We start from the raw sequence: 23094 nt of genomic DNA on the forward strand, positions 1-23094 counted from the left end.
GGTGGACCTCGGACGGCACCCTGGAGTTCGTCGGACGCGCCGACGAACAGGTCAAGATCCGCGGCTTCCGCATCGAACTCGGAGAGATCGAGACCGTACTCGGCCGGCACGAGACTGTGGGTCAGGCGGTCGTCGTCGTCCGCGAGAACGAGGAAGGTGCGAAGAGCCTGGTCGCCTACGTGGTACCGGCGGACGGGGCGACGGTCGAGGTGCCCCGGCTGCGTGACGCCCTGGCCGCGCGGCTGCCGGACCACATGACGCCCGCCGCGTTCGTCGTGCTCGACGCGCTGCCGCTCACCCCGCACGGCAAGCTCGACCGCAAGGCCCTGCCCGCGCCCGACTTCAGCCCCCCGGACTGGACGGGGCCGCGCACTCCGCGGGAGGAGATCCTGTGCGGCCTGTTCGCCGAGGTGCTCGGGCTGGAGACGGTCGGCGTGCACGACAGCTTCTTCGACGTCGGCGGCGACAGCATCATGTCGATGCGGCTGGTCACCAAGGTCCGCGCCACGTTCGGCGTACGGCTGAGCATCCGCACCATCTTCGAGGCGCCCACCGTCGCGGAGCTGGCGGACCGGCTCGCGGGCGACACCGAGGGGGACACCCTGGACGTGCTGCTGCCGCTGCGCACCACGGGCGACAGGGCGCCCCTGTTCTGCGTGCACCCGGCGGGTGGCCTGAGCTGGGTCTACTCCGGGCTGATGAAGCACATCGGTGCGGACCGCCCGCTCTACGGCCTCCAGGCCAGGGGCCTCGCCGATCCCTCGGCGCACCTGCCGGGCAGCATCGAGGAGATGGCGGCGGACTACGTGGCGCAGGTGCGCGGCGTCCAGCCGAACGGCCCCTACCACCTGCTCGGCTGGTCGCTGGGCAGTCTGGTGGTCCACGCCATGGCCACCCAGCTGCGGGCCGCGGGCGAGGAGGTCGGGCTGCTGGCCAACCTCGACCAGTACCCCATCGACCGCTCCGAGCCGGAGCCGGAGCGCCTGCCCGACCAGCAGGACGCGCTGCGGATCATGCTGGACTTCGTCGGCCACGACATGGACAGCCTGGGCGACGAACCGCTGGAGTACGCGATGGTGGCAGAGGTGCTGAGGGAGCGGCAGAGCGTGTTCGCCAACCTCGACGAGTCCGCCATCGCCGCGCTGGCCCAGGTGTTCGCGAACAGCCGCACCCTCATCGGCGGTTTCGAGCCGCAGCCGCTCGACAGCGACGTACTGGTCCTCGTCGCCGAGCCCGACGAGACGGTGCCGGCCGCGGAACTCGCCGAACGGGCCGAACGCTGGCGACCGTTCGTGACGGGAAAAATTGAATACAGGGTGGTGCGTTGTACTCACGCCCATATGATGCAGGCTGAACCGGCCGCGGAAATCGGCCGCGTACTCGCCGAGAAGCTCGGGGAAAGCAAGTAGCCGGATCCCGTAGCCCGTGTCGACCGACCGGTTCAGGCCCGGGGAAAAGGTAATCCCTTTTCCCCGGGCCTGAACCGGATGTCCCCTCGGTCGAACCCACCGCCGCGATTCCCTTTCCCAGCCTTTCGCAGCCCACGACGAATGGTGGAAACATGACTGCGCAGACGATGTCGACACCGGACGACATCTCCACGGTCGATCTGACCGATCCCAGAACGTTCGAGGAGAACGACCTCCGTGAATACTGGCGCCGGCTGCGCACCACGCGGCCGCTCCACTGGCACCCGCCCACCGGCGACGCGCCGGGATTCTGGGTGATCAGCCGGTACGCGGACGTCATGGCGCTGTACAAGGACAACAAGCGGCTCACCTCGGAGCGGGGCAACGTGCTGGTCACGCTGCTCGCCGGCGGCGATTCCGCGGCGGGCAGGATGCTCGCCGTCACCGACGGCGCCCCGCACCGCAACCTGCGCAACGTGCTGCTCAAGGCCTTCTCCCCGCAGGCCCTCAAACCCATCTCCGACCGGGTCCGCCAGAACACCACCCGCCTGGTGGTGGAGGCCGTCCGGCGCGGCGAGTGCGACTTCGCCACCGACGTGGCCGAGCACATCCCGATGAACACCATCTCCGACCTGCTCGGAGTGCCCACCGCCGACCGCGAGTTCCTGCTGAACCTGAACAAGTCCGCGCTCAGCTCGAACGAGGAGGGCCAGTCGGAGACCGACGCCTGGCTCGCCCGCAACGAGATCCTGCTGTACTTCAACGAGCTGGTCGCCGAGCGCCGGGCGAAACCGACCGAGGACGTGATCAGCGTGCTCGCCAACAGCACCGTGAACGGTGAGCCGTTGAGCGAGGAGGTCATCGTCCTCAACTGCTACAGCCTGATCCTCGGCGGGGACGAGACCAGCCGCCTGTCGATGATCGACGCCGTGCGGACCCTCACGCGCCACCCGGACCAGTGGCAGTCGCTCCGCGACCGCGAGGTGACACTGGAGTCGGCCACCGAGGAGGTGCTGCGCTGGGCGACCCCGGCGATGCACTTCGGCCGGCGCGCGGTCACCGACGTGGAGCTGCACGGCGAGGTGATCGCCGCGGGCGACATCGTGACGCTGTGGAACAGCTCGGCCAACCGGGACGAGGAGGTCTTCGCCGACCCGTACGTCTTCGATCTGAACCGGTCGCCGAACAAGCACATCACCTTCGGCTACGGCCCGCACTTCTGCCTCGGCGCCTATCTGGGCCGGGTCGAGGTGAACGCGATGCTGGACGCCCTGCGCACCTACAGCACCGGCTTCGAGGTCACCGGGGAGCCGCAGCGGATCCACTCCAACTTCCTGACCGGGCTGTGCAGTCTGCCGGTGCGCTTCCATCCGGACGAGGCGGCGCTGGCCGCCTACGGCAGCGGGAAGGGAGCACGCGGGTGAACCCGTCCGCGGGAATGGGCCCGTCGAAGTGGCTGCGCTGCTACCGCAAGGTGGCCCGGCCCCGTCTGCGGCTGGTGTGCTTCCCCCACGCGGGCGGCGCGGCCAGCATGTTCCGCGACTGGCCGCGGTGGCTGCCCGACGACGTCGAGGTGACGGGGGTGTGCTACCCGGGCCGTCAGGACCGGCTGCTGGAGCCGTGCATCGACGAGATGGGCGCGCTGACCACGCCGATCGCCGATGTGCTGCAGGCCTGCGCGGGCGAGCGGCTCGTGCTGTTCGGGCACAGCATGGGCGCCTCCGTCGCCTACGAGGTGGCGCTGCGCCTGAAGCAGCGCACCGGTTCGGCGCCGGGACGGCTGTTCGTCTCCGGCCAGTTGCCGCCGCACCGGGTGGTGCCCAAGAGCGTGCATCTGCGCGGCGACGACGCGATCGTGGAGGAGGTACGCCGGCTCGGCGACCCGGACGCCGGCACGGTGCTGGACGATCCGGACCTGCGGGAGCTGGTACTGCCCGCGATCCGGGCGGACTTCCGGCTGATCGGCACGTATCTTCCGCGCCCGGTCACGCCACTGGCCACCCCGGTGACCGCGTACGTGGGGAGCGAGGACGAGCAGGTGCCGGTCGAGGGCCTGCGGGAGTGGGCGGCGGTGAGCGCCACCGGCCGCTTCGACCACCGGGTGTACCCCGGCGGCCACTTCTATCTGATGGACGACCCCGAAGCCCTCGTCCGCGACCTGGCCGGCCGTCTGACCGGCCACCTCGCGGCTGCCCGCGCCGCCGGCTGAACCGGCGGACGCGGGGGGGTGGTCAGGAGAGCGCGAAGCGCGCGCCGGCCACCGAGAGCAGGGCGCCGAACACGTCGATCACCACGATGCCCACGATCAGCGACGTCCACCATCTGCGGCGGGCGTTCCGGGTGCGGATGAACTGCCAGGCGGCCAGGGCCAGTACCACGCCCTGGACCAGGAAGCACGGCTCGAAGACCAGGAGGTCCTGCACGGCCGAGAGGTGGTTCGCCTCGGCCGCCTCCGCCGCGCCGACCCCGGGCACGACCGGGAAGTCGACGGCGCCGTGGTGTCCGCTCAGGTACAGGGCCTTGGTGACGAAGCCGTAGAAGGCGTGGGAGACGCACACCACGGCCGCGATCCACATCGGCGCCAGCAGCACCCAGGCGCGCATCCGGCTCCCCGTACGGCGGTTCAGCGCGAGGACGAAGAGCGCGCCGAACAGCATGATCGCGCTCACCACCCAGTTGACCGCCTGCACCGCGGACTTGTCGTGCCGCGCCAGGAGCGGCAGTCCCCAGGTGCCGCCCACCGCCCAGTACACGTGGAGAAGCATGAAGAGAAACGTGAAGACGAAAGCCAGGTGAACCCAGACCGGCCGGGGCGGGAGTTCGGCGACCGGGTCCCGGCGGGATGAATTCCCGTCATTTTCGCCTGGAATTAATGTTTCGCGCACCATTCAGAATCCTCACCTAGAAGCCCGTGCACACCGCGGGCACGGTATCACCGGGCGCGAAGGCACGAACCCCGCGCATATCGGAGTTTTCAATGAGGGGGCCGGTTCCGGCCACGCCGCTGCTAGCGTCGGCGGCGCCGATGCGGCAGCCGTCGCGGTCGGCGAACCCGTAGCGTATGGGGGTGAATGCGTGGACATTGCAATTCGGGCCGAGGGACTGAGCAAACGTTACGGTGGAAAGCAGGTCAAGGACGCGCTGAACGGTGTCGACCTGTCGGTCCCCGCCGGCACGGTTTTCGGGCTGCTCGGACCCAACGGCGCCGGGAAGACCACGACCGTGCGCATCCTGGCCACCCTGCTTACCGCGGACGGCGGCGAGGCGACGGTGGCCGGATTCGACGTGCGCCGGCAGGGCAAGGAGGTCCGCCGGCGCATCGGGCTGACCGGACAGTACGCGGCGGTCGACGAGCGGTTGACCGGCCGGGAGAACCTCCGGCTGATCGGCACCCTCTACCACCTCGGCCGGAGCGCCACCCGGGCCAGGGCGGACGAGCTGCTGGAACGGCTCGACCTGACCGACGCGGCCGACCGGCCGGTGAAGACCTACTCCGGCGGCATGCGGCGCAGGCTCGACCTCGCCGCCAGCCTGATCGCCGAGCCGCCGGTGCTGTTCCTGGACGAGCCGACCACCGGCCTCGACCTGTCCAGCCGGCTGACCCTGTGGGAGGTGATCCGCACCCAGGTGAGCCGTGGTGTCACCGTCCTGCTGACCACCCAGTACCTCGAAGAGGCCGACCAGCTCGCCGACCGGATAGCCGTGCTGAAGGACGGCAGTGTCGTCGCCGAGGGCACCCCCGACGAGTTGAAGGACCGGGTGGGGGACGACCGGTTGCGGGTCACCGCCGCCTCCGCGGACGACGTCGTCGCCCTCACCAAGGTGCTGAGCCGGTTCGGCGTCGACGAACCGCTCGTGGACGAGGAGAAGAGGACGGTCTCCGTTCCGATGACCGAAGGCGTCGGCGGTATCGCGACGGTGGCCACCGAACTGGCCCGGGCGGGCATCCCGGTGGCCGACTTCCGGCTCAGCCGTCCCTCGATGGACGAGGTCTTCCTGTCCCTGACCGGCCCCGCGACGCGGCCGGTGCCCGAAGGAGCGGCGACATGAGCGAGTTCCTGGGCGACTGCCTCGCCCTGACGGGCCGTCACCTCCGGCATCTGACCCGGGTGCCGGAACGGCTGCTCAGCGTGACGCTGATGCCGGTGATGTACGTGATCGTCTTCGGGTTCCTGTTCGGCAGCGCCATGCAGGTCGAGGGCGGCAACTACCGCGAGTACATCATGGCCGGCATCTTCGCCCAGGTCATGCTGGCCAACCTGCAGACCACCGCGGTCGGCGTGGTCGACGACCTGCGCAACGGCCTGGTCGACCGGTTCCGCTCGCTTCCCATGTCCCGCTACGCCGTACTGATCGGGCGCACCGTCTCCGACCTGCTGCTGTCCACCGTCGCCATCGTCGTGATGGCCGCGGTCGGCTCCCTGATCGGCTGGCGGGTGCACACCGGCGCCCCGCACATCCTGGCCGCCTTCGGCATCCTGCTGCTGCTCGGCCTGGGCGCGGCCTGGCTCGGCGCGCTGCTCGGACTGTCCCTGCGCAACGTCGAGGCGGTCAGCGCGGTGATGTCCATGGTCATGATGCCGCTCACGTTCCTGTCCAGCGCGTTCATCCCGCTGAGCGGACTGCCCGAGTGGCTGCGCGCCATCGCGGTGTGGAACCCGCTGTCGGCGGTGGTCGGGGCCCTGCGCCGGCTGTTCGGCAACCCCACCTCCGTCGGGGACACCTCCTTCCCCTCGGTGCACCCGATCCCCGTCGCCGTGGTCCTCATCGTGGCGATGATCGCGCTGGCCATGCCGCTCGCCGCCCGCAGATACCGGACCGCGGCAGCCCGCTGAACCGCTCGCCCGACAAGGCGCCGCCTACCCCCAAAGGAGCACTGCGATGACGCCTGGTGTCACCACGCCCGCCGACTTCGAGGCGGGCGACGGACCCGCGCCGGAACTCAACGTCCGCCCGCTCGTGGACACCACGCTGCTTCCCGACTGGCGGGGATCCGGCAGGGTCGTGCACTCCGCCCACCGGGTCTACGAGCACCTGATCTCGCTGTGGGCGCCCGGCGTCATCGAGGCCGCGCACGACCTCGGTGTGTTCGCCGAGTTGAGCGCCGGACCGAGGACCAGTGACCAGCTCGCGCTGGCCTGCGCCGCCAACCAGCGGGCGATGCGGGTGCTGATGGACGGCCTGTACGCCTACGACATCGTCGACCGTGTCCCCGCCGAGGACGGCCCCGCGGTCTACCGGATGCCGGAGGAGATGCGCGAATGCCTGCTGCCGGACGGGCTGTTCAGCCTGGTCGGCAAGATCGAGTACGACCGCCAGCTGGCCTGGCACTCCTGGCGCAACCTCGCGGACGCGGTGCGCGGCGACAACCGCGACGAGACGGGCGGGCTCCGGCTCAACCAGATCAGCGAGCACAACTACGAGTCCCTGGTGCGCGGCATCAACTTCTGGGCGCCGCCGATCGTCGAGGCGCTGCGCGGCGGCTTCGAGACGCTGGAGTGGCCCACCGACCGGCCCGCCTCCGTCCTGGACATCGGCTGCGGTACCGGCCTGTACAGCCAGTTGCTCCTGCAGGCGTTCCCGCGCTGGCGGGCCACCGGTCTCGAGGCGCCGAGCATCGCCCCGATCGCCACGGCGCAGGCCGAACGGCTCGGCGTCGCCGACCGGTTCGGCGTCCAGGTGCGCGACTTCTGGACCGAGAGCTGGGGCACCGGCCACGACCTGCTGGTCTTCGTCAACATCTTCCACCTCCAGACCCCCGAGTCGGCGCGGGAGTTGCTGCGCAAGTCCAAGGAAGCCCTGTCACGGGACGGCCTGATCTGCATCGCCGACCACCTGGTGACCGACGAGAAGGACGCCAAGTCGGTCCAGGACCGGTTCGCGATGCTGTTCGCCGCGTCCATGCTGGCGACCGGCGGCGGTGACGCCTTCCTGCTGGACGACTACGACCAGTGGCTCGCGTCGACCGGACTGCGGCGGGTCGCGGTGCTGGACACTCCGATGCACCGCATCCTGCTCGCCGGGCACGCCTGACCGGCCGGCGGCGACATGGCGGAGTTCCTCGGCGACACGCGGGCCATCGCGGGCCGGCACCTGCGGCATCTGCTGCGCCTGCCGGAGAAGCTGGTCGGTTTCACCGTGATGCCGGTCGCGATGGTGGTGGGCCTGGGGATCCTGTTCGGCGGCAGCATGCGGGTGCCCGGCGGCGGGCCGTACGGCGCGTACGTGGCGGCGGGCGTGGTCACCTCGCTCGCCGTCTCGACGGTCGCGCTCTCCGCGCTGGGCGTCCTCGACGACCTCCAGAACGGCGTGTTCGACCGGCTCCGCTCGCTTCCCGTCGACCGCGCGGCCATCCTGTCCGGGCGGATCGTGGTGGACTCGCTGCCCGTGGTGGTGGCGATGGCCGGTGTGGTGCCCGCCGCCTGGATCGCCGGCTGGGCCGACGGGGTCCGCCCCACGGCGGCGCTGGCCGCGGTGGGCCTGGAGCTGCTGCTCGGCACGGGGTGCGCGTGCCTGGGGATCTTCCTCGGGCTCACCCTCCGCAGCGCCGAGGCGGTCACCTCGGTCGTACCGGTGTGCCTGCTGCCGGCGACGTTCCTGTCCAACGCGTTCGTGCCGCCGGACGGCCTGCCCGGCTGGCTGCGCCAGGTGGTCGGCTGGAACCCGGTGACCGCGGTGAACAGCGCGGTGCGCGATCTGCTGGGCACGGGAGCAACGCCCGCCGGGGCCGGTTTCCCTGACCGTCACGCCGCGCCGCTCGCCGTCGTCTTCTGTCTGCTGGTGATCGCCGTCACCGCTCCGGCGGCGGCGCGCGCCTACGGCCGTGCCGGGCCGATGCGGTGAGGCAGCCGGTGTCCGTCCTTCCTCGACGGCCCCTCCCAAACCCGGCCACAGAGTTTTCGAACTGACCCGGAGCGGGTGTTTTCCCCCCGACTAGGCTGCGCGTATCAGGCGGACAGAATCGGGCTCCGCTCCGCTTTTCCGCTCGGCCACCCACCGAACGCGCTGATGGCTGGAGGCGCCATGGATTTCGGCCTTTTCTACTTCGCGAACGACAAGGAGGACGCCGGCGACCGGTACCGGCTGCTGATCGAGGGAGCCAAGTTCGCCGACACCCACGATTTCGCGTCGGTGTGGACGCCTGAACGTCACTTCCACGCGTTCGGCGGCCTCTATCCGAATCCGGCGGTGACGGGCGCCGCGGTGGCCGCGGTGACCGAGAACGTCGCGGTGCGGGCCGGCAGTGTGGTGGCCCCGCTGCACCATCCGGTGCGTATCGCGGAGGAATGGTCGGTCGTCGACAACCTCTCCAAAGGAAGGGTCGGTATCGCATTCGCCTCCGGTTGGCACGCCGCCGACTTCGTCCTGCGCCCGGAGGGATATCCGACCCGCAGGTCCGGTCTGATCGACTCGGTGCGGGCGATCCGGAGCCTGTGGCGGCAGGAGCCCGCGACGTTCGTCGACGGCGCGGGCGAGAGCGTCGACGTGACGGTGTTCCCGCCGCCGGTGCAGCGGGAGTTGCCGGTCTGGCTGACCAGCGCGGGCAACCCGCAGACCTTCCGCGAGGCGGGCGGAATGGGCGCCGGGGTGCTGACGCATCTGCTGGGCCAGGGCGTCGACGTGCTGGAGAAGCGGATCGCCGAGTACCGGCAGGCCTTCCGCGACCACCACGACGAGACCGAGGGCGACGGGCATGTCGCGCTCATGCTGCACACGTTCGTCGGCCCGGACCGGGAGAAGGTCAGGGAGACCGTCCGCGAACCGTTCAGCAAGTACCTGGCCAGCTCCTTCGACCTGGTCATCCACGCCGCCAAGGCCGCGGGCGCCGACGCGGTCGCGCTGGACCTGAACAAGATGAGCCCCGCCGACATCGACTTCCTGGTCGGCCAGGCCTTCGACCGCTACTTCGAGACCAGCGGCCTGTTCGGCACCGTCGAGGACGGGCTGCGGATGTGCGAGCGGCTGTACGAGATCGGCGTGGACGAGATCGCCTGCCTGATCGACTTCGGTGTGGAGACCGACGAGGTGCTGGCCGGACTGGCCCACCTCGACCTGCTCAGGCAGGCGTGGCGGGAACGCGAGCAGGCTCGGTGACCGCGCGCGCCGGGGCGCCGGGCGCGGCGGCGAAGGAGCTGGACGCGGAGCCGGGTCCGGTCGGCGCCGGGGCCTATCGCGCGTTCATGAGTTCCTTCCCGACCGGTGTGTCCGTCGTGACCACGGTCGACGCGGAGGGGCGGCCGCGCGGGATGACCTGCTCCTCCCTCGCCGGCGTCAGCCTGGATCCGCCGGTCCTGTCCGTCTGCCTGACGGTGACCAGCCGGACGCTCGGCGCCCTGCGCGCCCACGGCTTCTTCGGAGTGAACCTGCTCGGGGCCCGCGCGAGCGGGATCGCCCGCCTGTTCGCCGACTCCTCCCTGAGCCATTTCGAGCACGTGCCGTGGCACCCGGCCGGCGACGCCGCCGTTCCCCGGCTCGCCGACGACACCGTCGCCTTCGCCGCCTGCCGGGTCCGCGACACCAAGGCCGTCGGCGACCACGTCGTCGTCTTCGGCGAAGTGCTCGGCACCGACTGCACCAACGGCCCCCCGCTGCTCTACGGCCACCGACGGTTCACCGTCTGGCCGGAGCCGACGGCGGACCGGGTCTGACCGTCCCCGGCCGGACGCGGGCCGCCCGACCCGGCCCGCCTTCCCCGGGCGGACGGCGCGGCCTCTCGCACAGGGCCGCCTCCCCGACGGGGCACGGCCGGTGGCCGACCCGCCACCGGCGACCCCGGGGGCGGCCGGTGCGGTCGGCCCGCCGCCGTCACACCGGGTCGGCGGCCGGCACCTCGGCCGGGGCGTGCTCGTACAGCGCCTCCCGGTCGTACTTGCTCCGCAGATAGGAGAGGTCCGCCAGGAGCCCCGCCGCGGTCACCTCACGCCCCCGCCCGGTCCGTACCAGACGGGTCAGTGGCAGCGCGCCGGTCTGCGCCCAGCACAGCCTTCCCTCCTCGTCGAGGCGGCTGCGGGTGCGGCCACGGTTGTCCGGGTGCACGCAGTACGGGATGTCGAGGCAGCCGCGTTCGAAGGCCAGCAGCAGCGCGCGGGCGAGGTCGGAGTGCAGGTTCAGCACGCCTTCGACCAGCGCCCGCGCTTCCGCGTACGTCTGTGTGTCCGTGTCCGGCGCGGGCACCGGCCGGGCCGCCCCGGCCACCCGCGCCGCGTATTCCAGGGCGGCCACGTTCTCCGCGACGGTGGGGATCCGCCGCGACTCGGCGACGGTCTTGACGATGAGCCGCTCGGAGCCGGTCCGTACGGCCAGTTCGGCGGCCTCGCCGAGCAGCCGGTACGCGCCCGCTTCGGTGACCGGGTACGCCCCCATGTAGGCGTAGACGACCACGTGCCAGTCCACGTCGGGCAGCAACTCGGCGCACAGCCGGCGCAGCGCGAACACCGCCTCGGTGTCCTGGCCGGCGTGGGTCTGCTGGGCGTAGCTCACCGAGATGCTGCGGCAGCCGTACGCGCGGAAGAACAGCGCCTCCAGCACGCTGAGCGCCACCAGCTGACTGGGCGGGCAGAGTTGGCCCATCATGCAGCCGCCGAAGGTCTCCAGGTGCGGTTCGGCGCCCTGGTCGCGCAGCCGGGAGAACATTTCCGTGCACTGCCGCCAGGCCGCGATCGACTCGGCCAGCGGGGTGCGTCCGTAGGGCAGGCAGTACGACACGGGGCCGCCCTCGGTCGCGTCCAGGCCCAGCGCGATCAGCTTGCGGAAGATGTGCTGGGGCAGGGCGGATCCGTGCCGCACCTGCACGGGGAAGCCGGCGTCCCGGACACCGGCCAGCATCGCCCGGGTCGTGGCGTCGGGGTGGCTGACGATGGGGTAGCCGTTGAGCGGCAGGTTCTCGCGCCGGGCGTGCTCGACCGCGGCCAGGTCACCGACCCTGGTGTAGCTGTCCAGGGTGAGCGTGCCGGCGGTGTGCCCGCGCGCCGCCTTGGTGGCGGCCAGCCCCGCCCGCATCCGCTTTGGATCGCCGAAACCCATGCGCGGCTGCACGACGAGAGCGCCGGCCCGCGCCCGCGCACGGACGAACGCGCCGAATCCCGGCTGCGCCTGGGCGGGCCGGCCGGGTACGAGGACGGTCACCGGGATCTCCCCGCGGTCAGCGCCGGCCGCGCGGCGGGCGGGAGCGAGGCGACGAACGCCGTGAAGTCGGCCGCGTCCGAGGCCTGGTCGGGGAAGACGGCGTCGAAGCCCGCGGCCACCAGGGCCCGCGCGTGGCGGCCGGCGTTCTCGTCGGACACCGTGAGCTTGCCGCCGATCACCATCGGCGTGGCGGCCAGTTCGGGGCAGGCGCGCAGCCGGGTGACCGCGCGCAGGCCGTCGGTGCAGCCGTGCCCGTTGACACTGCCGATGACGACCAGCGCCGGATCGATCCGGCGGCATTCGGCGACCAGCACGTCGTCCGGCACGCAGGGCCCGAGGTTGATCACGCGGTAGCCGAGTTCCTCGATGACGAGCTGGAGGTAGACCAGGTTCCACGTGTGCGCGTCGCTGGCGAGGCCCGACACCACCACGGTGCCGCGGTCCCGGTGGGCCGCCGTCGTGCTCACGCCGGCGATTTGGTTCTCCCGCTGTGCCACGGTTCTCCCTAGTGCCGATCGAAGTGGTCGTGGAGAGCCGGGCCGGAGGTCAGGGCACCAGGCTCGTGACGGCCACGGGCGCTCTGCTGAATTCCGTGCATTCTCTCTTGATGTTCTCGATCAGCATCAGAGTCGCGCGCGCCGAGGACAGGATCATCTGCCCTTCACGGGTCAGAGTGGTGCCGCCTGAATTACGGGTGAACAGCTTGATACCCAGAGATCGCTCAAGACATATGATTTGGTAACTTATTGCCGGTTGCGAGTATCCGAGCTTCTTGGCTGCGAGGTCCATTCGACCTATTTCGGCAATCGCGACAAAAGCGCGCAACTCGCGTTCGTGCATAATCGCCTCACAATTAACCAGATTATCAAGTGCCGAAACTTTAACATGCGATTCCTTCGCACGGCACGGCGCTTGCAGGAAGCTGCCACGTCAGGTGTAGAACGGGATCTGTGGAGCTTTGCCTGGTCGGTGAGGTTTAGGTATTTCCAGCCGGCTGCGCGGCATGTGCTGTGGCACATGACCCGTATTGCCGCGCAGCCGAAGTCGCCGAATGTCCGCATCGAGTCGGAGGAAAAGGACGAACTCGGTCGGGAACTACTCAGAGATTTCCGGCGAAGAGGTCACCCGGGACGGGCGTCAGCGCTCGCCGGCGAGGTCGAGATCGCCCGGGGAGGTCGGGGCGGCATCGGCGGCCGGGGCGGCGGGGACGGCCTGCGGCCCCTCGGCGGCGCGGCGCCACGGGTGGGAGAGGGGCGCGGACACCGGTCGCCACCACGGCTCCGCGGGGATTTTGCCCGCGGGCTCGAAGGGCTCCCCCGGCCGCGGGAGCGCCACCGCCTGTCCGACCTCCTCGGCGGCGTCCTTCGTCCACTCGCCCGGCTCGGCCCAGGCGTGCGGGGCGAGGGTGAAGGTGCCCCAGTGGATCGGCAGCAGCACACCGGACGGCGCGTTCCCCTGGAGGTCCAGGTGGGCCCGGACCCCTTCATCGGGCGTCATGTGAATGTCCGGCCAGAACTCTGAGTACGCGCCGATCTGGATCATCGTCGCGTCGAACGGGCCGTGGTCGGCGCCGATCTGCCGGAAGCCCTCGAAGTAGCCGGTGTCACCGCTGTGGTAGATGCGGTGCTCCTCGCCCGCGACGGCCCAGGAGGCCCACAGCGTGTGCTGGGTGTTGCGCAGGGCCCGGCCGCAGAAGTGGCGGGCGGGGGTCGCGGTCAGGGTGAGTCCGCCGACCCTGGTGGCCTCGTGCCAGTCCAGTTCGCGCAGGCGGTCGGCGGACACGCCCCAGTGCTCCAGGTGGGCCCCGACGCCGAGCGGCACGGCGAACAGGGTGTCCGTGCCGGCCAGCGCCTTGATGGTGGGCAGGTCCAGGTGGTCGTAGTGGTCGTGGGAGATGACGACGACGTCGACCGGGCCGAGCGCGGCCAGCGGCAGCGGCACCGGGTGCAGCCGGCGGGGCCCGACGAAGGGGAACGGCGAGCAGCGCTCGCCCCACACGGGGTCGAAGAGCACTCGCTGCCCGTCGATCTCCGCGAGGACGCTGGAGTGTCCCATCCAGGTCAGCCGCAGGCCGGTGGCCGGGGGCCTGGCGAGATCGGCGAGCGTGGTGGCGTGCACGGGCACGGTGCCGCGCGGGGCGCGGCGGCGGCGCTCGTCCTTGTCGAGGTAGCGCCGCGCGAAGGCCGGCGTCGAGCCGGAGGGCCGGGTCCGGGCGGGGCCGCCGGGGTTCTGGAAGACGCCGTCCTTGAAATGGGGTGATCTGCGGATGCGTGCCATGCGCTCTCCGCTCGGGTCCGCGCCGAAGGCCTCGGGCCGCAGTGCACGGAGCCCCGGGTTCGAAGGACGGAATCCTGCCACGCTACCTCCAGGTGGAGTCGGTCAGGCTTTCCATTATGTCGGGCCGCTCCGACGACCCGGATGTCACACCGACGCGCTCCCGTCCGTCGTAACGGTGCAGGCACCCGCGAGGTGCCCCGGAACCGATGTCACTGGAGGTGGCCGCCATGGCCCGCGTCTCGCTCACCGCGCCCCGCACCCGCTTGTTCCGCCTCGTCGAGTGGTACAGCAGGCGCGCCTACGGCAAGGTGCTGGACCCCGCGCGGGCGCTCGCGCACAACCCGCGGGTCCTGTGGAGCGACCTGCGCTTCGAGCAGTCGCTCGCGAAGTGGAACAGGCTCGACCCCGATCTCAAGGCGCTCGCCGAGATGGCGTCGGCGGCGGCGATCGGCTGCTCGTGGTGCGTGGACTTCGGGTACTGGGTCTCCCGCGAGCGCGGCATGGCGCCCGAGAAGCTGCACGACGTCCCGGTGTGGCGGGACAGCGACGTCTACACGCCGCTGGAGCGCGACGTCCTGGCGTACGCCGAGGCCATGACGGCCACGCCGCCCACGGTGGACGACGACCTGGCCGCGCGGCTGCGCGACCGGCTCGGCGAGCCGGCCCTGGTGGAACTGACCGCGGTGGTGGCGGTGGAGAACCTGCGCTCCCGCATGAACTCCGCACTGGGCCTCAAGAGCCAGGGCTTCAGGGACACGTGCGAGGTCCCGGGGAGCGCACGGCCCGCGGACGACGCGGCGGCGAGGGACTGACCCGTACGAAGCGTCCGGGCGCGCCTCGCGGGGTCAGGCCACCGAGGTGATCCGGGTCCTGATGTCGTCGGGTGACAGGGTGCCCTTGGCCGTCACGTGGTCGCCGGAGGACTCGCCGCGCAGGCGGCGGCCGATCCACGGGACCAGGTACTCGCGCGCCCAGTGCACGTCGTCGCGGCGGACCTCCAGCGTGCCGCGGGACGGCAGCGGCGGCCAGGGCTGCTCCGGATCGGCCGGGACGTCAAGTCCGAGTACTTGGCCGGCCCGCAGCGCCACCCGCGTGTGCCCTTCGGCCGACAGGTGCAGGCGGTCCTCGTCCCAGGCGCGGCGGTCCTGGACGGTCCTCAGCGACCACAGGTCGAGCACCGGGCAGCCGTAGCGGTCGGCGACGGCCCGCACATGCCCGTTGTACGTGGCGATCCTGCCGCGCAGATGCTTGAGCAGGGGCACGCCCCGCGTGTCGAAGCCGGTGGTCACCAGGACCGTGCCCGCGACGGCGGCGAGCCGGGAGACCGCCTTCTCGAAGCGCTCGGCCACGTCGTCCGGGTCGGTGCCGGGTCGGATGATGTCGTTGCCGCCGGCGCAGAACGAGACCAGGTCCGGGGCGAGTTCCTCGGCCCGGGACACCTGCTCCGCCACGATCTGGTCGAGCAGCCTGCCGCGCACGGCGAGGTTGGTGTACTGGAAGTCGCCCTCGGGCCGCCGGTCGGCGAGCAGGACGGCGAGGCGGTCGGCCCAGCCGACGAACTCCCCGTCGGGGCCGGGGTCGCCGACGCCCTCGGTGAAGCTGTCCCCCACCGCCACGTACGACCCGATCACTGATCTGCTGTCACTCTTCGAATCGTCAGCCACGTCGGCCCATGATTCACCTTCGAATGTGACCTACGCGACCGTAGCCAGGGGTTGACGGGCGGTGAGAAAGGCCACGTCGACCGGGAGGCTCCAGCGGGAATACATGAGGCCTTCACACACGCCGCAGCCTGACGACCGTCGCGTCGAAGTCGCCCCGCAGCCCGGTGCGCAGCCCGTGGTGCAGCAGTACGGCGCCGCGGTGCACCTCCCCGGTGTCCCCGCACATGTACGAGGCCGCCGGGTCCAGTCCGCGCAGCCGCAGCGCGGGCACCGGCTCGCCGTGGCGCTGCGCCTGGAGCAGGGCGAGGACGACGGTGTCGTCGCCGAGAACGTACTGCACCGCGCTCAGCCCGCCCCGCGGGGCCCTCAGCCGGTACAGGTCGCCGCGCTGGACCACCGGCCGGATCTCCTTGTACAGGGCGATCCAGTCACAGGCCTCGGCCAGCTCCTCCTCCGTCCACCGGGTGAGGTCGCCACCCACCCCGAGCACCCCCGCCATGGCGCTGACGAAGCGGAAACGCAGCGTGCTGGCCCGCCCGTTGAGCATGGTGTTCGGGCTGTCGGTGACCCAGGCGGCCATGACCCGCGCGGGATGGATCTGGCTGAAGCCGTGCTGGATGGCGAGCCGGTCCAGCGGATCGGTGTTGTCGGAGGTCCACACCTGGTCCGTACGGGACAGGACGCCAAGGTCGATCCGGCCGCCGCCGCCCGAGCAGGACTCGAAGGCGACGCCCGGGTGCGCGGCCCGCAGCCGGTCCAGCAGGGTGTACAGCGCGCGCACATGGTCGGTCCACAGGCGCTGCGGGTACGGCTCCCCGGGCCAGCCGGCGTCGGTGAAGGAGCGGTTGAAGTCCCATTTCACATAGTCGATCGGGGCGCCGGAGAGCAGCGTGTCCAGCCGCTCCCACAGATGCTCCCGCACGTCCTCGCGCGCGAGGTTGAGGACGAGCTGGTTGCGGAACTCCGTGCGCGTGCGCCCGGGTTGGTGCTGCACCCAGTCGGGGTGCGCGCGGTACAGGTCGCTGTCGGGGTTGACCATCTCCGGCTCGACCCAGATGCCGAACCGCATGCCGAGGCCGTGCACCTGGTCGGCGAGCGGCTTCAGGCCGCCGGGGAACCGGTCGGGGTTGGGCCACCAGTCGCCGAGTCCGGCGCGGTCGCCGGTGCGGGCGCCGAACCAGCCGTCGTCGACGACGAACAGTTCCACGCCGATCTCCGCGGCCCGCCGCGCGAGCGCCCCCTGCTGCTCCTCCGAGATGTCGAACTGGGTGGCCTCCCAGGAGTTGTAGAGCACCGGCCGGTCCCGGTCCGCGCCGGGGATGACGTACCGCCGCTGGTAGGCGTGCCAGGCGCGGCTCGCGCCGCCGTGTCCGCCGTCGCTCCACAGCCCGGCGAAGACGGGGCTGGTGTACGTCTCCCCGGCCCGGAGCATCAGCAGCCCGGAGTCGTCGTGCCCGGCGCCCCCGGTGATCTGCACGCGTGCGTCCGGGAGTTGGGCGACCGCGATCCGCCAGGAGCCCGACCAGCCCAGGGCGCAGCCGTAGACCTCGCCGTGCTCCTCGGTGGCGTCGGTGTCCAGGGCGACCCATGGCAGGTGCTGGTGGCCGGTGTGGCCGCGGCGGCTGCCGATGACGTGCTCGCCGTAGGCGAGTGAGGTGCGCACGAGCCGGGACTCGGCGGCCCAGCGGCCGTGCAGGTGGGACAGCCGCCATCCTTCCCGCTCGGGCAGGGTCCAGGTGGCGGAGTCGGCGCGCAGCACCTCCACGGGCTCGGGCCCCCGGTTGGCGAGGGTGACCCAGCGTTCGACGACGTCCCCGCGCATGCGGTGGTGCAGGGTGATGTCCAGCCCCGAGTCGTGGAACAGCAGCCGCAGTTCGTCGTCCTCGGCGTCGTACGACCCGAAGGTCCACTCGGTGCCGCGCCGTTCGGCGGTGCGCACGGACAGCGCGGGCCGTACGAAGCGGGGGCCGCCCTCGACCGGGTACTCCTCGTGTCCGTCGAGCGGGGACTCGAAGGGCCGGGCGTCCGGCAGCGGCCGTGCGGCCAGGGCCTCGGCGTCGGCGAGGGTGATGCTCGGACCCCAGTGCAGGTGGAGCAGTTCGCCACGCCCGCTCAGATGGACGGCGTAGCCGCTCGTGGGTCCGGTCAGCAGCCAGGTACGTCCGTCGTCGGCGGTCTCCAGCATGTTCCGTCCCCCACAGGTCCGAACCGGTCCGCGCACGCACCGCCATCATCAAGGGGCGTGGGCGCCGGTGCAACGCCTGTGGACAGCCCGTTGCCCCGGGCAGCCATGTCGTATGGTCGAAGCCGCGCCCGCCGACGCACCGTGACGGCGGGGCCGAAAGGGAGGAGTCCCCGTGACGCAGCAGGTCCCCTCGACCGAGCCGGAGCTGGCCGCAGTGCGCAACTTCCGTGACGTGGGCGGGCTGCCGACCGTCGACGGCCGGCGGGTGCGGCACGGGATGCTGTTCCGCAGCGGCCACCTCGCGCACGCGACCGACGAGGACGCGTCCTACCTCGGCTCCCTGGGCCTGCACACGATCTTCGACTTCCGCAACGCGGCCGACGTCGGGCTGGAGGGCCCGGACGTCGAACTGCCGGGCGTGCGCCATGTGAACCTGCCGCTGAGCGACCCGGCGGACGGCGCCGAGTTCTGGAAGATGGTCCGCGACGGGGACCTCGACGAGCTGCGCTCCGTCCTGGACGACGGCAAGGGCGCGGACCGGATGATCTCGTCCTACCGCGTGCTCATCAAGGAGCGGACCGGCGAGCACTCGCAGGTGCTGCACGCGCTCGCCGAGGACTGCGTCCCGGTCCTGATGCACTGTGCGGCGGGCAAGGACCGCGCGGGCCTGTCGATCGCCGTGACCCTCCTCGCCCTCGGCGTGGAGCGGGACGCGATCGTCGCCGACTACCTGGAGTCGAACGCCAAGCACCGCCGCTACAAGGTGCACCGCAGCGGCACCTCGGCCGCGGCCTACTCCCCCGAGGTCATGGAGCTGCTCAGCCCCCTGTTCGAGGCGCGCGCCGAGTATCTGGCGGCGGCCCTGGAGACCATCGAGGAGACCTGGGGCGGCGTCGACGCCTACCTGGAGCGGGGGCTGCGGCTGGCTCCGGCCACCCGGGAGCGGCTGCGCGAGCGGCTGCTGGACTGACGGGCCGGCACCCGGGCCGTCGCCCGTGCCCTCACTTGGAGCCGCCGACCGAGAACAGGAACCAGACGAACCCGGCGAAGAAGTGACCGACGACGGTGTAGATGACGAGCCGGACCCACAGGGCGCGCGGGAACTTCTCTTCCATGTTGCTCATGGCATGTCTCCGATGTGGGGGCCCAGGCACAGCGCGGCCGTGGGACTCTGCAGCAGGGTGTGGACGAAGAGGAGCTCGACCCCGTCCGGGTTCTCGGCCGCGATGCGGTGCGGGGTCAGCGAGTCGAAGTGCGCGCTGCTGCCCGGCACGAGCAGGTGCGTGGCGTCGCCGAGGCGGAGCCTGAGGCGTCCGTGGAGGACGTACAGCCACTCCTCGCCGGGGTGCACACGCACGATGTCGCCCTGGGAGCCGTGCGGGACGCGGACCCGCAGGGCCTGCATCCCACGGCCGGACGCGCCGGCCTGCCAGTACGTCCAGCCGCCGGCCCGCGTCGGCTCCATGTCACCGGCGTGCACCACCGCGTCCCGCTCGGCGACGTTCTCGCCGAGCAGTTCGGAGACTGTCGTACCGTAGACACGGGCGAGCGAGAGCAGCATCGGCAGCGAGGGCTGGCGCTGCCCGGTCTCCAGTCGGGAGAGATGGGCGGGCGACAGCCCGGCGGCCCGGGCCGCGGCCTCCAGGGTCAGTGAGGCACGGCGGCGCAGCGCACGCAGTTGCGGCGCGACGGCGGGCAGGTCCTCGACCGGCCCCGCCGGGGGCTGGGACTCTGGAGAGCTCATACCTCCATTCCACCGCCACTTTGCCCCTAAGGCAAATTTCTTGCCTCAGAGGCAAAGGCAGTGGCGAGGTCCTTGCCCGGCCGGCTCACCGGTTGGCGACGGCTTGCTTGACCAGCGTCTTTCCGAAGTCCCACATCAGCCCGCCGTCGTGCGCGTCGTCCATCACGGCGGTGAAGGCGTCCACGAACCGGTCGACCTCGGCCTCACCGACGACCAGCGGCGGGATCAGCTTGATCACCTCCAGGTGGTCGCCTGAGACCTGGGTCAGGATACGGTGCCGCTGCAGCAGCGGGACGACCACCATCTGCGCGAACAGTCCCTTGCGGGCCGCCTGGAGCATGGTCCAGCGCCCGCGCAGCTTCAGCGACCTCGGCCGCCCGAACTCGATGCCGATCATCAGGCCCCGGCCGCGCACGTCGGCGAGCAGCTCGTACCGGTCGGTGAGCGCGGCCAGCCGGGACTTCAGCAGCTCGCCCGTGGCCCTGGCGTTGGCCACGATCTGCTCGTTCTCCATCACGGACAGCACGGCGAGACCCGCCGCCATGGCCTGGGCGTTGGACCCGAAGCTCGCCGAGTGGACGAGCACCCGGTCGATCGAGGAGTAGACCTTCTTGAAGATCCAGTCCCTGCCGAGGGTGGCGCTCACCGGCACATAGCCGCCGGACAGGGCCTTGGCCACGCAGACCAGGTCCGGCTCGACCCCGTCCTCGTGCTGGTAGGCCCAGAAGTCCCCGGTGCGGCCCAGGCCCGTCTGCACCTCGTCGGCGATGAGCAGCGCCTTGTGCCGGCGCAGCAGCTCCTGCGCGGCGCGCAGCCAGCCGGGCGGGGCCTCGTGCACGCCCTTGCCCTGGATCGGCTCGACGATCAGGGCGGCCACGTCGCCCTTCCTCAGCTCCCGTGCGAGCGCGTCGAGGTCGCCGAGCGGGACGGCGGTGTCGGGCAGCAGCGGGGCGAAGCCGTCCCGGAAGCCATCCTCGCCGTTGACGGACAGCGAGCCGGCGGTCAGTCCGTGGAAGGAGTGCTCGCAGTACAGGATCCGCGGTCGGCCGGTGGCGCGGCGGGCGAACTTCAGCGCGGTCTCCACCGCCTCCGTGCCGCTGTTGCCGAAGAACACCCGGTCCAGGTGGGGGGTGTGCGCGAGCAGCCGCTCCGCCAGCAGCCCGGGCAGCGGCTGGCAGTCGAAGCGGGTGAGGTCGGCGAGCTGGGCGTCCAGCACGTCGTGCAGCGCCTTGCGGACGACGGGGTGGTGGCGGCCCAGGCCCATCACCCCGAACCCGGAGAGCATGTCCAGGTAGTCGTTGCCCTCCGTGTCCCAGAAGTACGCGCCCTCGGCCCGCTCGTAGACCTTGTCGAAGCCGATGGTGTGCAGCATCCGCGGCAGTTGGTGGTTGAGGTGCCTGGTGTGCAGCTCGTAGCGCTCGGCGCCGCGCTCGGCGAGCAGGGCGCCGAGGTCGAACTCCGTGGTCATTCGGTTGTCTCCTTGACTGCCATGACGGCCCCGGCGCCGTTCTGCGCCGGGATCGTCCCGGCCTGCTCCCGCACGGCCAGGCTCGCGCCGATGCGTCCGGCGACCTCGACCGGGGTGAGTCCGATGTCGGCCAGCACCTCTCCGCGTTTGGCGTGCGCGAGGAACTGCTCGGGGATGCCGAACCTGCGTACCGGTACGTCGACCTCGGCGTCGCCGAGCGCCAGGGCCACCGCGGCGCCCACGCCGGACGCGCGGCTGTTGTCCTCGACCACGGCCACCAGCCGGTGCCCGGCGGCCAGGTCCGGCAGCGCCGGATCGACGGGTTTGACCCAGCGCGGGTCGACGACGGTACAGCCGATGCCCCGCGCCTGGAGCAGTCCGGCGGCCTGGAGGCACACCGGCGCCATCACGCCCACGGCGACCAGCAGCACGTCGGGGCTCTCCGCCCGGTGCAGTACGTCCATGCCGCCGGCGTGCCCGACGGCCTCGATCCGCGGGCCGGCCGACTCCTTGGGGAACCGGATCAGGGTCGGCGCGTCGTCGACGGCGACGGCCTCGCGCAGCTGGGCCCGCAACTGGTCGGCGTCGCGCGGCGCGGCGATCCTGAGGCCGGGCACGACCTGGAGGACGGACATGTCCCACATGCCGTTGTGGGAGGGCCCGTCGACGCCGGTCACTCCGGCCCGGTCCAGGACGAAGGTGACCCCGCAGCGGTGCAGGGCGACGTCCATCAGGAGCTGGTCGAAGGCGCGGTTGAGGAAGGTGGCGTAGACGGCGACGACCGGGTGCAGACCGCCGGTGGCGAGCCCCGCGGCCGAGACGACCGCGTGCTGCTCGGCGATGCCCACGTCCCACACCCGGTCCGGGAACCGCTCGGCGAACCTCCCGAGGCCCACCGGGTGCAGCATGGCGGCGGTGATCGCCACGACGTCGTCCCGCTCCTCGCCGATCCGCACGATCTCGTCGCCGAACACGGAGGTCCAGGACGGGCCGCCGGCCGGGGCGAGCGGCTCGCAGGTGAGGGGGTCCATCACGCCCACGGTGTGGAAGTGGTCCTCCTCGTGGGCCAGCGCGGGTTCGTAGCCGCGGCCCTTCTCGGTGAGGCAGTGGACGAGGACGGGGCCGTGGAAGCGTTTGGCGCGGCGCAGCGCCGACTCGACGGCCTTGATGTCGTGTCCGTCGATCGGGCCGAGGTACTTCAGCCCGAGGTCCTCGAACATGCCCTGCGGCGCGAACGCGTCCTTGAACCCCTTCTTCGCGCCGTGCAGCGACTCGTAGAGGGTGTTGCCGACGACCGGGGTGCGCTGGAGCACCGCCTTGCCCCAGGCCAGGACCTTCTCGTAGCCGTCCGTGGTGCGCAGGGCGGCCAGGTGGTTGGCGAGGCCGCCGATGGTCGGCGCGTAGGACCGCTCGTTGTCGTTGACGACGACGATCAGTGGGCGGTCCCGGGCGGCCGCGATGTTGTTCAGTGCCTCCCAGGCCATGCCGCCGGTCAGCGCGCCGTCGCCGATGACGGCGACGACGTGCCCCTTCTCCCCCTGCACCTCGCGGGCCTTGGCGAGTCCGTCGGCCCAGCCGAGCGCCGTGGAGGCGTGGCTGTTCTCGATGACGTCGTGCTCGGACTCCTCGCGCGCGGGATAGCCGGACAGGCCTCCCTTGCCGCGCAGCTTGGAGAAATCCTGACGCCCTGTCAGAAGCTTGTGCACATAACTCTGGTGACCGGTGTCCCACAGGATCCGGTCGACCGGCGACTCGAAGACCCGGTGGAGGGCGACGGTGAGTTCCACCACCCCCAGGTTGGGCCCCAGATGACCGCCAGTCCTGGCGACCGCATGCACCAGGAACTCACGTATCTCGTCGGACAGTTCACCCAGTTCCGCCTCGGACAGCGCCTTCAGGTCGCGTGGTCCCCGGATGCTCTCCAGAATGGTCACGCTGGGCCCCCTCTCGGTCCGTGCCGTACGTCAACTCACTGTCACTGTCGGTGTCCCCGTGACGGTGCCGCCGCCGGAGGCGGCGTCGTCCTGCCCCATCCCCTCCGCGATCTTGATGGCCTCCTCGATCAGGGTCTCCACGATCTTCGACTCCGGCACGGTCTTGATGACCTCGCCCTTGACGAAGATCTGACCCTTGCCGTTGCCGGAGGCCACCCCGAGGTCGGCCTCGCGGGCCTCACCGGGACCGTTGACGACGCAGCCCATCACCGCGACGCGCAGCGGCAC

General features: G+C 71.4%; 23 protein-coding genes. 11 read left to right on the forward strand and 12 right to left on the reverse strand.

The annotated features are described in order from the left end of the window. The 3 genes from ACIOWN_RS33525 to ACIOWN_RS33535 all read left to right on the forward strand — a co-directional run. On the forward strand, window positions 1–1409 hold a 1409-nt coding region (locus ACIOWN_RS33525), incomplete at its 5' end, for a thioesterase domain-containing protein (RefSeq protein ID WP_401984318.1). A gap of 152 nt (window positions 1410–1561) precedes the next feature. Continuing rightward, a complete protein-coding gene (locus tag ACIOWN_RS33530; RefSeq protein ID WP_362357731.1) occupies window positions 1562–2833 on the forward strand; it encodes a cytochrome P450 in 1272 nt (423 codons plus the stop codon). Further along, window positions 2830–3618, forward strand: coding sequence for an alpha/beta fold hydrolase (locus tag ACIOWN_RS33535; RefSeq protein WP_362357729.1), 789 nt, complete (start codon window positions 2830–2832; stop codon window positions 3616–3618). Before ACIOWN_RS33530 ends, ACIOWN_RS33535 begins: the two co-directional genes overlap by 4 nt. A 22-nt stretch (window positions 3619–3640) precedes the next feature. On the opposite strand, the gene ACIOWN_RS33540 is transcribed toward ACIOWN_RS33535, so the two are convergent. Then, the gene (locus ACIOWN_RS33540; RefSeq protein ID WP_401984320.1) at window positions 3641–4174 is read right to left on the reverse strand and encodes a DUF3995 domain-containing protein; all 534 of its coding nucleotides are present in this window, start codon (window positions 4172–4174) and stop codon (window positions 3641–3643) included. Between the two features lie 310 nt (window positions 4175–4484). Between ACIOWN_RS33540 and ACIOWN_RS33545 the strand changes: the two genes are divergently transcribed. From ACIOWN_RS33545 to ACIOWN_RS33570, 6 genes are all read left to right on the forward strand, one after another. After that, window positions 4485–5459 (forward strand): ATP-binding cassette domain-containing protein, encoded by a 975-nt coding sequence (locus ACIOWN_RS33545; RefSeq protein ID WP_362357725.1) that lies wholly within the window; start codon window positions 4485–4487, stop codon window positions 5457–5459. Further along, a complete protein-coding gene (locus ACIOWN_RS33550) occupies window positions 5456–6244 on the forward strand; it encodes an ABC transporter permease (RefSeq protein ID WP_401984324.1) in 789 nt (262 codons plus the stop codon). Before ACIOWN_RS33545 ends, ACIOWN_RS33550 begins: the two co-directional genes overlap by 4 nt. 46 nt (window positions 6245–6290) lie before the next feature. After that, window positions 6291–7442: a class I SAM-dependent methyltransferase gene (locus ACIOWN_RS33555; RefSeq protein WP_362357723.1), complete on the forward strand. Its 1152-nt coding sequence runs from the start codon at window positions 6291–6293 to the stop codon at window positions 7440–7442. A gap of 15 nt (window positions 7443–7457) precedes the next feature. Next, a complete protein-coding gene (locus tag ACIOWN_RS33560) occupies window positions 7458–8252 on the forward strand; it encodes an ABC transporter permease (RefSeq protein WP_401984326.1) in 795 nt (264 codons plus the stop codon). A gap of 180 nt (window positions 8253–8432) precedes the next feature. Further along, window positions 8433–9503 carry a MupA/Atu3671 family FMN-dependent luciferase-like monooxygenase gene (locus ACIOWN_RS33565; RefSeq protein ID WP_362357721.1) on the forward strand — a complete coding sequence of 357 codons (1071 nt, stop codon included), beginning with the start codon at window positions 8433–8435 and terminating at the stop codon, window positions 9501–9503. After that, window positions 9500–10057 (forward strand): flavin reductase family protein, encoded by a 558-nt coding sequence (locus tag ACIOWN_RS33570; protein WP_362357720.1) that lies wholly within the window; start codon window positions 9500–9502, stop codon window positions 10055–10057. The genes ACIOWN_RS33565 and ACIOWN_RS33570 overlap by 4 nt, the downstream gene beginning before the upstream one ends. 157 nt (window positions 10058–10214) lie before the next feature. On the opposite strand, the gene ACIOWN_RS33575 is transcribed toward ACIOWN_RS33570, so the two are convergent. The 4 genes from ACIOWN_RS33575 to ACIOWN_RS33590 form a co-directional block, all read right to left on the reverse strand. Continuing rightward, window positions 10215–11534, reverse strand: a complete 1320-nt coding sequence (locus ACIOWN_RS33575) for a methylaspartate mutase (RefSeq protein WP_362357718.1) — start codon at window positions 11532–11534, stop codon at window positions 10215–10217. Next, window positions 11531–12010 carry a cobalamin B12-binding domain-containing protein gene (locus ACIOWN_RS33580; protein ID WP_401984338.1) on the reverse strand — a complete coding sequence of 160 codons (480 nt, stop codon included), beginning with the start codon at window positions 12008–12010 and terminating at the stop codon, window positions 11531–11533. Before ACIOWN_RS33580 ends, ACIOWN_RS33575 begins: the two co-directional genes overlap by 4 nt. 70 nt (window positions 12011–12080) lie before the next feature. Beyond that, window positions 12081–12374 (reverse strand): LysR family transcriptional regulator, encoded by a 294-nt coding sequence (locus ACIOWN_RS33585; protein WP_100570017.1) that lies wholly within the window; start codon window positions 12372–12374, stop codon window positions 12081–12083. A 297-nt stretch (window positions 12375–12671) separates the two neighbouring features. Then, on the reverse strand, window positions 12672–13892 hold the full coding sequence (locus ACIOWN_RS33590) for an MBL fold metallo-hydrolase (protein ID WP_401984330.1): 1221 nt from the start codon (window positions 13890–13892) through the stop codon (window positions 12672–12674). Window positions 13893–14017: 125 nt separating this feature from the next. Between ACIOWN_RS33590 and ACIOWN_RS33595 the strand changes: the two genes are divergently transcribed. After that, window positions 14018–14623 (forward strand): carboxymuconolactone decarboxylase family protein, encoded by a 606-nt coding sequence (locus ACIOWN_RS33595; protein ID WP_362357712.1) that lies wholly within the window; start codon window positions 14018–14020, stop codon window positions 14621–14623. Between the two features lie 33 nt (window positions 14624–14656). Here ACIOWN_RS33595 and ACIOWN_RS33600 read toward each other — a convergent pair whose 3' ends face one another. Both ACIOWN_RS33600 and ACIOWN_RS33605 read right to left on the reverse strand, forming a co-directional pair. Beyond that, complete coding sequence (locus ACIOWN_RS33600) at window positions 14657–15442, reverse strand: SGNH/GDSL hydrolase family protein (RefSeq protein WP_362357735.1); 786 nt, start codon at window positions 15440–15442, stop codon at window positions 14657–14659. Window positions 15443–15587: 145 nt separating this feature from the next. Next, on the reverse strand, window positions 15588–17660 hold the full coding sequence (locus ACIOWN_RS33605) for an alpha-galactosidase (protein WP_401984331.1): 2073 nt from the start codon (window positions 17658–17660) through the stop codon (window positions 15588–15590). A 172-nt stretch (window positions 17661–17832) separates the two neighbouring features. Here ACIOWN_RS33605 and ACIOWN_RS33610 point away from each other — a divergent pair, with 172 nt between their 5' ends. Further along, entirely contained in the window at window positions 17833–18630 is a 798-nt protein-coding gene (locus tag ACIOWN_RS33610; RefSeq protein WP_362357708.1) for a tyrosine-protein phosphatase, read from the forward strand. Between the two features lie 31 nt (window positions 18631–18661). On the opposite strand, the gene ACIOWN_RS33615 is transcribed toward ACIOWN_RS33610, so the two are convergent. From ACIOWN_RS33615 to ACIOWN_RS33635, 5 genes are all read right to left on the reverse strand, one after another. Then, on the reverse strand, window positions 18662–18784 hold the full coding sequence (locus tag ACIOWN_RS33615; protein ID WP_358730399.1) for a DUF6126 family protein: 123 nt from the start codon (window positions 18782–18784) through the stop codon (window positions 18662–18664). After that, window positions 18781–19404 (reverse strand): XRE family transcriptional regulator, encoded by a 624-nt coding sequence (locus ACIOWN_RS33620; protein ID WP_362357706.1) that lies wholly within the window; start codon window positions 19402–19404, stop codon window positions 18781–18783. The genes ACIOWN_RS33615 and ACIOWN_RS33620 overlap by 4 nt, the downstream gene beginning before the upstream one ends. A gap of 85 nt (window positions 19405–19489) precedes the next feature. Beyond that, window positions 19490–20872 (reverse strand): aspartate aminotransferase family protein, encoded by a 1383-nt coding sequence (locus tag ACIOWN_RS33625; protein WP_362357704.1) that lies wholly within the window; start codon window positions 20870–20872, stop codon window positions 19490–19492. Then, entirely contained in the window at window positions 20869–22806 is a 1938-nt protein-coding gene (gene dxs / locus ACIOWN_RS33630) for a 1-deoxy-D-xylulose-5-phosphate synthase (protein ID WP_401984334.1), read from the reverse strand. The genes ACIOWN_RS33625 and dxs overlap by 4 nt, the downstream gene beginning before the upstream one ends. Before the next feature lie 30 nt (window positions 22807–22836). Continuing rightward, window positions 22837–23094: flavodoxin-dependent (E)-4-hydroxy-3-methylbut-2-enyl-diphosphate synthase (locus tag ACIOWN_RS33635; protein ID WP_401984336.1), on the reverse strand; the 258-nt coding region annotated here is incomplete at its 5' end.

This window comes from Streptomyces sp. NPDC087787, from assembly GCF_044743035.1.
Taxonomy (GTDB): Bacteria; Actinomycetota; Actinomycetes; order Streptomycetales; family Streptomycetaceae; genus Streptomyces.